Consider the following 14,508-nt stretch of genomic DNA (forward strand, 5'->3'; position numbering starts at 1 on the left):
ACACCTAATCCCTGCTTAAATCTAACTCAGTCAGTATTCTTTCTTCTTTTTGTCGCATTTCGTTTTTTTCTTCCTGACCATGATGGTCATATCCAAAGAGATGCAAAATACCATGAACTGTTAAATAGGCTAATTCTCTTTTTAAAGAATGACCATATTCTTCTGCCTGTAAAGCAGCTCTTTGCGATGAAATTATTATATCACCCAACACCTCATCATCGATGGGAAAAGATAATACATCAGTAGCTTCATCAAGTTCTCTATATTTTTTATTTAACTTCCTTATTTCTTCATTGCTAACAAAAGCTACACTAACCTCACCACCACTATAGCCCTCTACTTCTGCAGCAGTAGTTATAACCTTTGCTAATAGATCCTTCATCTCTTGATCAATCTCTAAAAAATCCTGCATATCATTAAATTCTACATTAATCATTTTTTATCTCCGCCTTTCATCTCTTTGAGCAGGTTCTCTGGATATTCTACTCTCTGATGATAAATACCGGTTAAAACTTTGACAAAACTATTTGTGATCTGATCCAAATCTCTCAGAGTTAAATCCGATTTATCCAATTGGTTTTCAATCAATTTATCTTTGATTAAGCCCCTAACAAAACCTTCTATTCTATCATGATTATTTTTATTAAAGTTTTTAGACCTTACAGCAGCTTCAGTAATATCTGCCAGCATAATAATTGCTGCTTCCTTACTTTGTGGTTTAGGGCCATCATAACGAAAATCTTTTTTTTCAATATCATCATGCTTATTTTCCTGTATTGCCTGCTGATAAAAGTAAGAAATTAAGTTTGTCCCATGGTGTTCTTTGATAATATCAATTATTTTACCGGGCAGACCATGCTCTTCAGCCATTTCAACCCCATCTTTGACATGGGATTTGATAATTAAAGCACTTAAATTAGGAGAGGTTTTATCATGAGGATTTTCAGCCCCAAAATGATTCTCTGAGAAAAAGTAAGGCCGTTTCAATTTACCAATATCATGATAATATGCAGCAGCTCTAGCAAGTAAAGAATCTGCCCCTACATCTTCTGCAGCTGTTTCAGCAAGGTTACCAACAATAATACTATGATGATAAGTTCCAGGTGCTTCAACAAGCATCCTTTTTAAAACATTTTGGCTTGGATTAGATAATTCTAGTAGTTTAACAGAAGAAGTCATATCAAATAAATCCTCTAAATAAGGTAAAAATCCATTAGCTAAAACTCCTACTAAAAGTCCATTTGTTATTCCTCCTCCAACTGCCCAAATCATATAATTCCAGTTGGGATTTTCCTGTAAAAGAGATAGTCCAGCTATTAAAAACATTAGAACAACACTAATATTCAGACCTGCCCTTATAATATCTCCCCGTTCTTTTACCTTGCTTACACTGTATATACCAACCAATCCGGCCAGCAAAGAGACTAAAACTATATTATAGTTCATATCATATATGGGAGCAATCAACATACTTAAAAATAAGGTGGAAACAAGGGCAGTATCAGTATTAATTAATACAGTTAATAGAATTGATGCCATAGCAGTAGGAACAAGAAAATCTACAAATGGATTTTGAAAAAGACTAAATATTTTTGCCAGCAAAAGAACTAGCACAATTAAAATCTCAATTAATAATAATTGGCTGTTATCCTGCCAGATTGACTTTTTATATTTATAAAAATAAAAAGCTAATAAAAGAACAATGATAAAAGCAATTAATATTCTACCAATTATATTATAATAATTCATTTCTGATCTCTGTAAGCCGAGTCTTTCTAAAATTTCTACATCAGCCTCAGTTACAACATCACCCTGGCGAACAATGATCTCTCCCTGACGAACCGTATTTTGAACTGGTTCAATTTGGGCAGCTGCCTCTTGGCGTCTGGCCTCTGTAGCCTCAGTATTTAAAAACATATTTGCCTGCAGAGTATTTTCGCTTATTTCTGCCAGGGCAAGACGTTTATCTCTAGAAATATCTAAACCCATTGCTGTTTGAGCGATATTATCTCTAGCACTTGATAGCTCAGCAGGTAAAATTCTTCTTGATAGGGCAGAACTCAATAACTCATCTGCTCTACTTCTTAAATCTTCTAGTTCTTCCCTGGGCAGGCTGATTAAAGTCTGTAGATTATCATCAGAAATTTCAAAATCAATTTCCTCTTTAACATTTGTTATTATTAGATTAATATCTTCAGAATCTAAACTTGCTAATTCTTCTTCACTAAAGCTAATTTCTGGCTCAGAATCATCAATTAAAGCTGCAAATTCTTCTTCAATTTCTGGATCAGCACTTTCCAGGGCAGCAAATCTCTCGATCAGTATACTTTGCCGTTCTTCTATAATTGAATCAAATAAAAGATTGATTTGCTCATTAATATCCCTTTCCACAGTACCATCTTCTTCATAAACCCTTGGCGCACTTTCTTCTGCTCTTTGTCTTAATTCTTCGGTTCTAGTTTCATCTATGAAAGTAATGGTCCGTGGAGCGGTTATATTGCTTTGACTTACCTGGCCAGGTCTTAAATCTACCTGGTCCGGGATTAGGTCTAAACTAAGTGTTACAGCTATTATAATAAAAAATAAAACTCCCCAAATTATTTTATATGTCCTGGGAGAAAAGTCTAAATATTTTTCCCTCCATTTACGGAGTCTTAGCCTTATTTCTTTCATTAATTTCATAATTAGCTCCCACTTTCATAACTTTCGTATGCTTTAATAATTTCTTTAACAAGATCATGGCGTACAACATCATGTCTGGTTAAATAAACAAAATCTATTCCTTTAATATTCTTCAATATTTTCTGCACAGTTGCTAGTCCGGAATTTTTCTTATGGGGTAAATCAATCTGAGTTATATCACCTGTAATTACTGCTTTAGAATTAAAACCAATTCTGGTTAAAAACATTTTCATCTGTTCTAAGGTCGTATTTTGAGCTTCATCTAAAATCACAAATGAATCATCTAAAGTCCTTCCCCTCATATAGGCTAAAGGAGCAACTTCAATAATATCTTTTTCCTGATATAATTTTGCTTTTTCGGGTCCTAAAATATCATAAAGAGCATCATATAAAGGTCTTAAATACGGATCAACTTTTTCCTGCATATCACCTGGTAAAAAACCTAGATTTTCTCCTGCCTCAATTGCAGGTCTTGTTAATACTATCCTATTAACCTGGTTGTTCATCAGGCTTTTAACCGCCATTACCATAGCTAAATATGTCTTACCTGTCCCAGCAGGTCCAATAGAAAAAACTATATCCCTATTTTTGATCGACTCAATATATAATTTCTGGCCCATGGTTTTAGCTTTAATTTTTCTTCCCTTATAATTTTCCTGAATTACCTCATCATAAATATCGTTTAAATTGATTTCGGGATTCCTTTTCAACAATTCAGCTGCATATTTTAATTTCCGGGGTGGAAACTCATCTTTTTTATTAGTCATAGAAAGAAGCTTTTTGATTATCATCTCTTTTTTCTCTATATTACAATCCTGACATTCTATTTTTATTTGGTTGCCTCTTCCACTAAGTTTAACAGCTAGTATATTTTCTAATAATTTTAAATTTCTATCATTATGCCCAAAAAAGTTTTGAGCAATCTGGTAATCATTTATTTCTATTCTACTTTCTTCTTTAGACAATTTTTAATCCTCCCTCATTATTTTATTAACTTCTAGAGTAAAGAAAATAATCCTTCCTTTTTTAGACAAAGGATTTAATTAAAGGCTATTTTTTTATTATATCATAGAATTGGATGTGGATTACAAATTACTTGAAAAAACTGCAACCAAGCTAGGCTGCAGCTTTTACAAATATATGAATTTACCTTCTTTTCTGCAGGGCTTTTGGCTCTGACAAAATTTCTTTATAAATTACAGCCTTTTCTAATTCGCTGAAATCTTTAAATTCCTCAGCAAGATAAACTTTCCCCTTTTTAGCAGCAGAAATTGAACGCTCTTTTTGCTTTTTTGCTTTATCTTTAGAAATAGCTTCTTCTGCGGTAGAACTCTTTTCAGCTTCAACCTGCTCATCTTCTTCAACTTTTTCTTCTTCATAAGCTAATTTATAATCATCATAAGCTTCTTCTTGATGATCATATTGATAGTCATAATTAGAGTCTTTTCTTTTTGAATAATCTTCTTTCCTTTCTCTTTCTATTTCTGCGGCTTTCTCTTGAATAAAGTCAAATAGCCTTTTAAAGGTTTTAATTATTTTAGCCATAATAACGAAAAAGAAGATTAAAACAGGAAGTAAATATATTAAACTCTCCATACAATTAATCCCTCCTGTTAATGGTTCAAATTAATTTTCACTGATCTCTTTGTTTTTTTCTGATGATTCAGAAATACTTGATCTCATCTTTGTATCAGATTCGATATTTTTAAAATTCATATAATCCATAACACCCATATTACCTTTTTTAAGAGCTTCTGACATAGCTAAAGGAACTTGAGCCTCTGCTTCTACCACTTTAGCTCTCATTTCCTGTACCTTAGCTTTCATCTCTTGTTCTTCTGCAACTGCCATTGCTCTTCTTTCTTCAGCTTTAGCTTGAGCGATTTCTTTATCAGCTTCTGCCTGATCTGTCTGCAGTTGAGCACCAATGTTCTTACCAACATCTACATCAGCGATATCAATAGATAATATTTCAAAAGCAGTACCTGAATCAAGGCCTTTATCTAAAACAGTTTTTGAGATAGAATCAGGATTTTCAAGTACTTTTTTATGGGATTCAGCTGAACCTACAGTAGTAACAATACCTTCTCCAACTCTAGCCAGTACTGTTTCTTCGCCAGCTCCACCAACTAAACGGTCTATATTAGCTCTTACAGTAACTCTGGCTGTAGCCATAACCTGAATACCATCCATAGCAACTGCTGTAACAATAGGAGTTTGAATAACCTTAGGGTTTACACTCATTTTTACAGCTTCTAACACATCTCTTCCTGCCAGATCAATTGCTGCTGCGCGTTCAAAGCTGAGCTCAATTTCTGCTCGATGAGCAGCTATTAAAGCATCAACAACCCGATCTACATTACCTCCAGCAAGATAATGTGCTTCAAGCTGATCACTGCTTATTTCCATACCAGCTTTGTGAGTTTTGATCATCGGTCCTACTATTGATGATGGAATAACCCTTCTTAATCTCATACCGATTAAATTAAAAAAACTAACCTTTACTCCAGCTGCTGTAGCTGAAATCCAAAGTCCAATTGGTATAAAGTAAAAAAACAGGACTAAAAATGCCAATAAGGCAATTAAAAATAACACTGTTAATAGTTCCATTTTATTCTGCCTCCTCTTCTATTTCTCTAACAACTATTCTGCTGCCAGAAACTGATACAACTTCTACTAAACTGTCTTTTTCTATAAAACCACCTTCACTTACTGCATCAATCCTTCTGTTATCAATTTCTATTGTACCTGCCGGTCTTAATTTGGTTATTGTAAGAGCTTTGCGGCCTACATAATCCTGTTTGTCTGAAGATGAATAATATTCTTTTGAACTTGTCTCAAGTGATATTTTATTCCAGAAACGGCTTGTACCCATCTTTTTAACCATTAGAAAAGCAATTAAAAGGGTGAAAAACACAACCCCCAACAGTACATTAAGCGCTATTGCTCGATTGGGGAAAACAAAGAATAAACTGATTAAAACAGCTGTTATACCACTTATACCGGCTACACCAAAACCTGGAATAACAAAAATCTCGAAAAAGATCAGTATAATGCCAATTATAAAGAGAATTACCATTCCAGTTCCAATTGCTCCGGTCAAAATATGACCGGCAAAAAATATCAATAAAGAAATAATTCCAAGCGTACCACCCACAGCAAAGCCGGGTGTTAAAGCTTCAAAAATTAAAGCAGAAAAAGCAATTATTAATAACAGACCACTAAAATAAGGATTTGTTATTATAGCAACAATGTTATGCAAACTGCTTCTTTCTATACTTATAATTTCTCCGGGATCAATCGCTTTTAATTCACTCAATTCGTTTAAATTTTCAGCTATAAAATCTCCCATCCCCAACTCAACCGCTTCTCTGGCTGTCAGGGTAAGCAGCTTTTCTCTTTCGATTATCGACTCAATTTCAATATCAGAGTCGACCATTGCTTCTGCTATTCTTCCATCTCTGCCTGTTCTTTCTGCGGTTGCAGCAAATTCTTTTCTGAGAGCAGAAATTATTTTTTCTTCCTGAGGTCTGGTTTCTGCTGCTCCAATACTGGAGCCTGAGGAAAGATATATTTCATCGCCGGTCAAAGCAATCAAGGCTGCCGCAGACCAGGCTCTACCATTAACAAAGGTGATAATCCTCAGCGGAGAATCAAATATTCTATCTCTAATTCTCAAAGCAGGATCAACAAAACCACCAAGACTATTTATTTCAATTATAAACTCTTCAGCTCCTTCGGCTTCTGCCCTGCTTAAAGCATCATTAATAAAAGAATACTGAGCTATATTTATTTCACCTTCTAAACGGATATGATAAATAGAGGCTTCAGCCTGTTCTACTGAAGAAAAAACAGAGATAACCACTAAAAACAATATTAAAAAAACCAAAATTTTTCTCATCAATTTTCACCCCCATAATGAGGACTGGGAGGATATGAACCTCCTCTATATAAATAAATCAGCTATTTTTGACTGAGCTTTTCTTTAACCTTTTGGCTGACTAAACTACCATCAGCCCTTCCTTTTATCTTGGGCATTATTTTAGCCATAACCTGGCCCATATCCTGCATGCTTTCTGCACCAGTTTCAGCAATTACTGCTGCAACAGTTTTATCGATTTCCTCTTCTGACATCTGTTCTGGTAAATATTCTTCTAATATTTCCATTTCTCTATAAAGTTTATCCATTACCTCTTTTTTGCCTGATTTTTTGAAATCAGGTATTGAGTCTTTAATCGATTTTAGCTGTTTTGCTATTACAGCAATTACTTCTTTATCATCTAGCTCTTTGCCAGTTTCAATCTCTTTATTTTTTATTTCTGATCTTGTCATTCTTATTACTGCTAAGCGCTCTTTATCTTTTTCTTTCATAGCTTTTTTCATATCTTCTAAAAGTCTTTTCTTTAAAGCTTCCATTTTGCCAACTCCCTAATTTTATATTAGCCTGGAGGCCACTGCAGTTTCCTTCCCCCTAATAAATGAAAATGAATGTGATAAACAGTCTGACCGCCATCTTGATTGCAGTTACTAACAATTCTATAACCACTTTCAGCAATGTTTTTTTCTGCAGCCAGCTCTTTTGCCACCTGATAAATATGACCTATTAACTTATTATCTTTTTCTTCTAAATTATTGAGATCAGAAATGTGTTTTTTTGGTACTATTAGAAGATGAACAGGTGCCTGAGGATTAATATCTTCAAAAACCACAAGCTTTTCATCACTATAGACAAAGTCTGTATCAATTTTTCCTGCTGCTATTTTACAGAAAAGACAATCTTCCATTCTAACACCTCCAAAAATAATTATTTTGCTTTATCATCTATTACTTATATTCTCTTAAAAGCTCTTAGTTCCTGCTATTCTATGATTTTTCCTTTTATATGAGAATAATCAAATGAACTCTCGAGCTCAACTTCTGTTAAAGTGTTTTTAATTTTATCAGGGCCAGCAAGCAGCACCTTAAGATAATTATCTGTATAACCGGTTAATAATCCTGTTTGCTGATCTCTTTCTTCTTCTATTAAAACTTTTTTGCTTTGACCCAAAAATTTAGCCTGATACTCTTTCATTAATGATTGATTGAGCTCCCGCAGTTTTTTGCTGTATTTTTTAATAATATTGCCATTAACTTTGTTATCCATCTTATAAGCGGGTGTACCTTCACGAGCTGAAAAGGGAAAAACATGTACTTTAGTAAATTTAAGCTCTTTGACCAGCTCTAATGTTTGCTCAAAAGTTTTTTGCGTTTCTCCGGGAAAACCAACAATAACATCAGTTGTAATTGCAATATCAGGTATTTTAGCCCTTATTTTATTAACAGTTTTGGCAAATTCTTCAGCTGTATAGGGTCTCTGCATGGCTTTTAAAATTTTATTGCTCCCACTTTGCAGAGGTAGGTGGAGGTGGGGACAAAAAATATCCTTTTCTGCCATTAAATCTATCATTTTACTATCAATTTCTGTACCTTCAATTGAGCTAAGCCTGAGCCTCTGCAGATTTTCCACTTCACTTAATTCCTGCAGTAGTTCACCTAAAGCAGCGGTATTGTTTTTCTCACTTCCATATGCTCCCAGATGAGTTCCTGTTAAGATGATCTCTTTAACTCCCTCTTCAACCATCTTTTTAACCTCTTTTAGAATTGATTTTTGCTCTCTACTCCTGACAGGTCCTCTGGCATAGGGAATTATACAATAACTGCAGAATTGATTACAGCCATCTTCAATTTTTATATTAGCTCTGGTTCTATTTGTTAATCTTTTTAGCTCAAGTTCTTCATAATCTTTTAATTCTTGATAATCTTTTATTTGATTCTCTATTTCCTTACCAGCCAGTAATTTATCAACCTTTTTAACAATTTTAGCTTTGTCACTACTTCCCATCACAAAATCAATTTCAGATATGGAACTGACCTCTTCCGGAAATGCCTGGCTGTAACAGCCAACAACAGCGACTAAACTCTCATTATTACTTCTTTTTGCTCTTCTAGCAATTTTTCTGCTTTTACTGGCAGCTTGATTGGTTACAGTACAGCTATTAATTATATAAATATCTGCCTCATCAGAAAAATCTACAACCTCAAAATCATTATCTAAAAAAATATCTATGATTGCTTCTGTTTCATATTGATTTACTTTACAGCCGAGAGTATAAAAAGCTGCTTTTTTATTCATTTTAACCACCAAGTTCACCTTTCTCATATAATAAACAGGATAAAGCGGAAATCCCTGCCGTTTCTGTTCTCATTATTCTTGGTCCCAAGCTAATAACCTCTGCCTGCAGATCTTTTTTTGCTTTTTCAACTTCTTCTGCAGAGAAACCACCTTCTGGCCCGATAATCAATAATATTATAGCATCATCTGCAGGCTGATTTTGCTTAAAAAATTTTTTTAGAGAAAATTCAGCTTCATCTTCCCACAAAATTAAAGAATAATCAAATTCATCTTTCAGTTCTTTTAAAGCAGAAAGAGAACAAAAATCTCTTATTTCCGGGATCAGAGATCTTCCCGACTGTTTGGCAGCTGCTTCTGCAACTCTCTGCCATCTTTTAAGTTTTTTCTGCTTCTTTTTATGATTATATTTAACTATTGTTCTCTCTGTTTCTAATGGTATCAGAGCTTTGAAGCCAATTTCAGTTGCCTTCTCAACAATTAAGTCCATTTTTCTTTTTTTGGGCAGCCCCTGAGCTATAATAACCTTCAATTCTGCTTCAACTGCAGATTTTTCGCGCTCGATGACCTCTAATTCAGCTGAGTCATCATTAAAAGCAACTATCTTTGCCTGCAGATCAAAACCATCTTTATCAGAAACAATAACCCTGTCACCTATATTAAGGCGCAGGGAATTTTTAAGATGATTATAATCATTTCCTTGAATAGAAATTTTTTCTCCAATTGCTGCACTTTCTTTAATGAAAAATTTATTCATTTTCTTTCACTCCGTATAATTTCTTTATTCATACATTAAGTGCGTCTTTTATTTTTTTTAAAAAACTTTTATGCTCCGGGTTTATTTCTTCACCACTTATTTCAGCAAATTTAGCCAGTAATTCTTTTTGTTCATTATCAAGATTTTTAGGTATAATAACTTTTACCTTAATATATTGATCACCACGGCCATAGCCATTGAGATGAGAAATACCTTTATTTTTTAATCTGAATGAAGTTCCTGGTTGGGTACCTTCAGGAATATCAAATTGAACTTTACCTTCTAATGTAGGGACTTTTATCTTGTCACCTAAGGCAGCCTGAACAAAGCTTATCGGTACCTCACAGTAAAGATCATCTCCTTTACGATCAAATATTTCGTGATCTTGAACATCGATAATTATATATAGGTCTCCTGCTGGTCCACCTTTTTCTCCAGCCTGACCTTCCCCGGCCATTCTTAAACGAGTTCCGGTGTCAACACCTTCAGGAATATTAACGGTTAATTTGCGTTTTTTACGAACTTTACCTGAACCATTACATTTAGTACAAGGTTCAGAGATTATTTTACCTTCACCTCTACAGGTCGGACAAACCCTACTTTGAGTAAACTGACCAAAAGGAGTCTGTTTACTGGTTCTAACCTGACCCTGACCATGACAATCTGGACAGGTTTTTACATCTGAGCCAGGTTCTGCTCCACTACCATCACAGCGGTCACATTCTTCTTCACGGGGCAGCCTAATTTCTTTTTTACCACCAAAAGCAGCTTCTTCAAAAGAAATTTCCATTCTATATTGAAGATCTGCACCACGTTTTGGTCCATTTTGTCTTCTACTGCCACCACCAAAACCAAACATGTTGAATAGGTCGTCAAGACCACCAAAACCACCACGAGCAAAGTCATCAAAGTTAAAGTCATTATCATTGATACCAGAGTGGCCATATTGGTCATAACGAGCTCTCTTATCAGGGTCACTCAATATCTCATAAGCTTCAGAAATCTCTTTAAATTTATCAGATGTATCTTCTCCATCCTGGTTCATATCAGGATGATACTTTTTTGCCAATTTACGATATGCTTTTTTAATTTCACTTTGATCAGCATCTCGGCTTACACCAAGTATTTCATAATAATCTTTTTGAGCCATCTTAAAGTCACCTCTCTAAAAAAAAAGATAAACAGTTATAGGGAGAGCCTAACTCCCCCTTTAACTGAGTTTATATCTTATTTTAATTATTTCTCTTCGTCTTCATCTACTTCTTCATAGTCTACATCTACTGTATTGTCATCTTCACTACTTTCTGTTTGCGCTCTTCCTTGTGCTCCGGGCTGAGCTCCAGCTGCTCCAGCACCAGCTTGAGCACCTTCTGCCTGACTATAAAGCTCAGAGCTTAGTTCTGTCAATTCTTCAGTTAAAGCTTCCATTTTAGCCTTAATTTCATCAATATCATCACCTTCTAATGCCTTCTCAAGTTCATCTTTTGCTGCTTCTACTTTATCTTTGATTTCAGCAGGAACTTTATCTCCAGCATCTTTGAGGGTTTTTTCTGTTTGATGAACAAGTGCATCTGCTTCATTGCGAGTTTCAATTTTTTCTACTCGTTTTTTATCTTCTTCTTCATGTTCTTCTGCATCTTTAACCATCTCTTCAATTTCTTCTTCAGATAAACCACTTGTAGACTTGATTGTGATATTTTCTGAATTACCAGTTCCTTTATCTTTAGCAGATACATGGACAATTCCGTTTTTATCAATCTCAAACTCAACCTCAATTTGTGGTACTCCACGAGGTGCAGGTGGAATATCTGTTAATTGGAAACGGCCTAATGTTTTATTATCTTTGGCCATTTTTCTTTCACCCTGCAGAACATGAATATCTACACTTGTTTGATTATCACTTGCAGTTGAGAATATTTTACTCTTTGAGGTAGGAATTGTAGTATTTCTTTCAATCAATTTAGTAAACACTCCACCTAAGGTTTCAATACCTAATGATAGTGGTGTTACATCAAGTAATACTACATCATCAACCTCACCAGAAAGAATACCTCCCTGAATTGCTGCCCCAACAGCAACAACTTCATCAGGATTAATACCTTTATGAGCATCTTTACCGATTAGATCTTCAACAGCTGACTGAACAGCTGGAATTCTAGTTGAACCACCAACCAGGATAACCTCATCAATATCGGAAGATTCCATACCTGCATCACTTAAAGCCTGACGGGCAGGTTTCATTGTATCTTCGATTAAGTCACTAATTAGCTTTTCAAATTTAGCTCTAGTTAAATCTATATCTAAATGCTCAGGACCTGATTCTGTCTGAGTGATAAATGGCAGATTAATATTAGTTTGTTTAACACTAGAAAGCTCTATTTTTGCTTTTTCTGCAGCATCTTTAAGTCTTTGTAAAGCCATTTTATCTTTTCTAAGATCAATTCCGGTAGAATTTTTGAATTCATCAGCTAAATATTGAATAATTCTTTGGTCAAAATCATCTCCACCTAAGTGGTTATTACCACTGGTAGCAATTACCTCAAAAACTCCATCCCCTATATCAAGAATAGAAACATCAAAGGTACCTCCACCAAGGTCATAAATTAAAATTGTTTGTTCTGATTTATCATCAAATCCATATGCTAATGAAGCAGCAGTTGGTTCATTAATTATTCTTTCAACTTTCAAACCGGCAATTTTACCTGCATCTTTTGTTGCCTGACGCTGACTATCAGTAAAATAAGCTGGTACAGTTATTACAGCTTCATCTACTTCTTCACCTAAATATTCCTCTGCATCTCTTTTTATTTTCTGCAAAATCATAGCAGATATTTCTTGTGGTGTATATTTTTCTTCATTAAGCTCAACACTATGATCTGATCCCATTTCTCTTTTAATAGAGGTTACTGTTTGATCAGGATTAGTTATTGCCTGACGTTTAGCATGTTCACCTACAATTCTTTCTCCCTTTTTAGAATAAGCGACAACAGAAGGAGTTGTTCTTCCACCCTCTTTGTTTGGAATAACAGTAGGTTCTCCACCTTCCATTACTGCTACACAAGAATTTGTAGTTCCTAAGTCAATACCTATAACTTTACCCATTTTATCTTCCTCCTTAAAAATTCTATACCATTTTTTATAAGTTTTATCTAAATTTATTAATAACTATAATTTAAAAAGATTTAACAACACTTTAAACAGCGACCCTAACCATAGCTGGTCTAATAACTCTTCCCTCGATCATAAAGCCTTTTTGCATTACATCTATTACAAGTTCTTTATCAAGCTCCTCTTCAGCTTCAACCTTCATAATAGCTTCATGAAACTCGGGATTAAATTCTTCACCTTCAGCCTCAATTTCTTCTATTCCTTCATCTGAAAAAGCCTTTAAGAATTGCTTATATATCATTTCTACCCCACTATAGAATTCAGAATCACTATCTTCAGCCTTTAATGCCCTTTCAAAATTATCAAAAATTGGCAGCAGACTGGAAGCAAGTTCTATTTTACCCTGAATAGTCATTTCAGCTTTTTCTCTCTGACTTCTTTTGCGATAATTAACAAAATCAGCCTGAAGTCTCTGCAATCTATTTAATAGATCATCAATTTCTGCATCCAATTCTTCAATCTTTTGGTTTTTCTCCCTTAATTCATCTACTAATTCTTCTCTAGTTAGTTCTAATTTAACATCTCCTTCTGCAGAGTTATTTTTAGAACTATTTAAATCTTCTTCAGCCTTATTTGTTTTTTCTTCTTGATTATTAAAATTTTGATTTTCAGTGTTTTGCTGATCTTCTTTTTCTTTGTTCACACAAATCACCCACTCGCTTTAGAAATTAAGTTGCCTAATATATCAGAAATTACATCAACCGAAGAAATAACTCTTGGATATTCCATTCGGGTTGGTCCAATAACACCAATCTTACCCACTGCTCTATTTGAAATATAGTAAGTTGCTACTACAAGTGAGCAGTTTTTAATATCTTCTAATTCATTTTCTTGACCAATTTTTATCTCTAAATCCTGGTTAGAAATACTGTTAATAATTTTTTTCAGCATTTCTTCCTGATCAAGCAATTTGAGCATTTTTTTCAATCTCTCCAAATCATTAAATTCGGGCTGTTCTAAAATATAGGAAGTACCACCCAAATAAACTTTAACTCCATCAGGCTCAAAAGCTCCTTCTAACTCATTATAAAATTGCTTAAATAAATCTACTGACAGGTCTAATTTTGCCAGCAGCTCTTTTTCTAAACTATTTAAGTAATTAAGATCAAGCTCAGATAAAAGCTTATTTTCCAATTTATCACTTAAAAAGCTGTTTAAATAAGAAATTTTTCGAGCAGATAAGCTCTGCTGCAATTTAATAATTTTGTTATTGACCATTCCTGTATCGGTAACCAGAACAACCAATAAAGAGTTATTTTCTAACTGCATTATTTCAACTTTTTTTAACCTACTAACTTGAGTTTTCGGTTCACTTACTAAAGCAGTATAATGAGTAATATTTGAAAGCATTTTAGCCATACCAGAAATAATGTCCTGGACATTTTGTAGATCCTGATATAAATCCTCAATATTTTTAATTATTCCACTAACATCCTGTTCTTCTCTTCTAATCAATTCATCAACATAATATCGGTAACCTTTATCAGAAGGTATCCGGCCAGCAGAAGTATGAGGCTGTTCTAGATAGCCTAAATCTTCTAAATCAGCCATTTCATTTCTGATAGTTGCAGGACTTACATCCAGACTATATTTTTTTGCAAGAGTTCTTGAACCAATCGGAGATGCAGAAATTATATGCTCCTGAATGATGGCCTGCAGTATTCTTTTTTTTCGTTTGTCAAGTTCTTCAACCATCATTTCTCACCTCTTTTTTAGCACTCGCTTAACGAGA

The 14,508-nt window shown here is 34.3% G+C and carries 14 protein-coding genes; all 14 read right to left on the reverse strand.

Annotated features, from left to right (window positions below):
- Nucleotides 1–4: 4 nt before the first annotated feature.
- Nucleotides 5–436 (reverse strand): rRNA maturation RNase YbeY, encoded by a 432-nt coding sequence (gene ybeY / locus LJ207_RS08645; RefSeq protein ID WP_229346094.1) that lies wholly within the window; start codon nucleotides 434–436, stop codon nucleotides 5–7.
- Nucleotides 433–2,682 (reverse strand): HD family phosphohydrolase, encoded by a 2,250-nt coding sequence (locus LJ207_RS08650; RefSeq protein WP_229346095.1) that lies wholly within the window; start codon nucleotides 2,680–2,682, stop codon nucleotides 433–435. Before LJ207_RS08650 ends, ybeY begins: the two co-directional genes overlap by 4 nt.
- 2 nt (nucleotides 2,683–2,684) lie before the next feature.
- Nucleotides 2,685–3,647, reverse strand: a complete 963-nt coding sequence (locus LJ207_RS08655; protein WP_229346096.1) for a PhoH family protein — start codon at nucleotides 3,645–3,647, stop codon at nucleotides 2,685–2,687.
- 181 nt (nucleotides 3,648–3,828) lie between these two features.
- Nucleotides 3,829–4,278, reverse strand: coding sequence for a hypothetical protein (locus tag LJ207_RS08660; RefSeq protein ID WP_229346097.1), 450 nt, complete (start codon nucleotides 4,276–4,278; stop codon nucleotides 3,829–3,831).
- Nucleotides 4,279–4,308: 30 nt separating this feature from the next.
- The gene (floA, locus tag LJ207_RS08665; RefSeq protein ID WP_229346098.1) at nucleotides 4,309–5,292 is read right to left on the reverse strand and encodes a flotillin-like protein FloA; all 984 of its coding nucleotides are present in this window, start codon (nucleotides 5,290–5,292) and stop codon (nucleotides 4,309–4,311) included.
- A gap of 1 nt (nucleotide 5,293) precedes the next feature.
- Nucleotides 5,294–6,583: an NfeD family protein gene (locus LJ207_RS08670; RefSeq protein ID WP_229346099.1), complete on the reverse strand. Its 1,290-nt coding sequence runs from the start codon at nucleotides 6,581–6,583 to the stop codon at nucleotides 5,294–5,296.
- Between the two features lie 62 nt (nucleotides 6,584–6,645).
- The gene (locus LJ207_RS08675; RefSeq protein WP_229346100.1) at nucleotides 6,646–7,098 is read right to left on the reverse strand and encodes a GatB/YqeY domain-containing protein; all 453 of its coding nucleotides are present in this window, start codon (nucleotides 7,096–7,098) and stop codon (nucleotides 6,646–6,648) included.
- Between the two features lie 23 nt (nucleotides 7,099–7,121).
- Entirely contained in the window at nucleotides 7,122–7,466 is a 345-nt protein-coding gene (locus tag LJ207_RS08680) for a histidine triad nucleotide-binding protein (protein ID WP_229346101.1), read from the reverse strand.
- Between the two features lie 74 nt (nucleotides 7,467–7,540).
- Nucleotides 7,541–8,854: a tRNA (N(6)-L-threonylcarbamoyladenosine(37)-C(2))-methylthiotransferase MtaB gene (mtaB, locus tag LJ207_RS08685; protein WP_229346102.1), complete on the reverse strand. Its 1,314-nt coding sequence runs from the start codon at nucleotides 8,852–8,854 to the stop codon at nucleotides 7,541–7,543.
- A 1-nt stretch (nucleotide 8,855) separates the two neighbouring features.
- Complete coding sequence (locus tag LJ207_RS08690; RefSeq protein WP_229346103.1) at nucleotides 8,856–9,608, reverse strand: 16S rRNA (uracil(1498)-N(3))-methyltransferase; 753 nt, start codon at nucleotides 9,606–9,608, stop codon at nucleotides 8,856–8,858.
- Between the two features lie 28 nt (nucleotides 9,609–9,636).
- Complete coding sequence (dnaJ, locus tag LJ207_RS08695; protein ID WP_229346104.1) at nucleotides 9,637–10,758, reverse strand: molecular chaperone DnaJ; 1,122 nt, start codon at nucleotides 10,756–10,758, stop codon at nucleotides 9,637–9,639.
- Between the two features lie 86 nt (nucleotides 10,759–10,844).
- Nucleotides 10,845–12,710, reverse strand: a complete 1,866-nt coding sequence (gene dnaK / locus LJ207_RS08700; RefSeq protein ID WP_229346105.1) for a molecular chaperone DnaK — start codon at nucleotides 12,708–12,710, stop codon at nucleotides 10,845–10,847.
- Nucleotides 12,711–12,801: 91 nt separating this feature from the next.
- A complete protein-coding gene (gene grpE / locus LJ207_RS08705) occupies nucleotides 12,802–13,419 on the reverse strand; it encodes a nucleotide exchange factor GrpE (RefSeq protein WP_229346106.1) in 618 nt (205 codons plus the stop codon).
- 5 nt (nucleotides 13,420–13,424) lie between these two features.
- On the reverse strand, nucleotides 13,425–14,474 hold the full coding sequence (gene hrcA, locus LJ207_RS08710; RefSeq protein WP_229346107.1) for a heat-inducible transcriptional repressor HrcA: 1,050 nt from the start codon (nucleotides 14,472–14,474) through the stop codon (nucleotides 13,425–13,427).
- Nucleotides 14,475–14,508: the final 34 nt, after the last annotated feature.

The sequence above is a fragment of the Halanaerobium polyolivorans genome, from assembly GCF_020711195.1.
GTDB classification, from domain to species: Bacteria; Bacillota; Halanaerobiia; order Halanaerobiales; family Halanaerobiaceae; genus Halanaerobium; species Halanaerobium polyolivorans.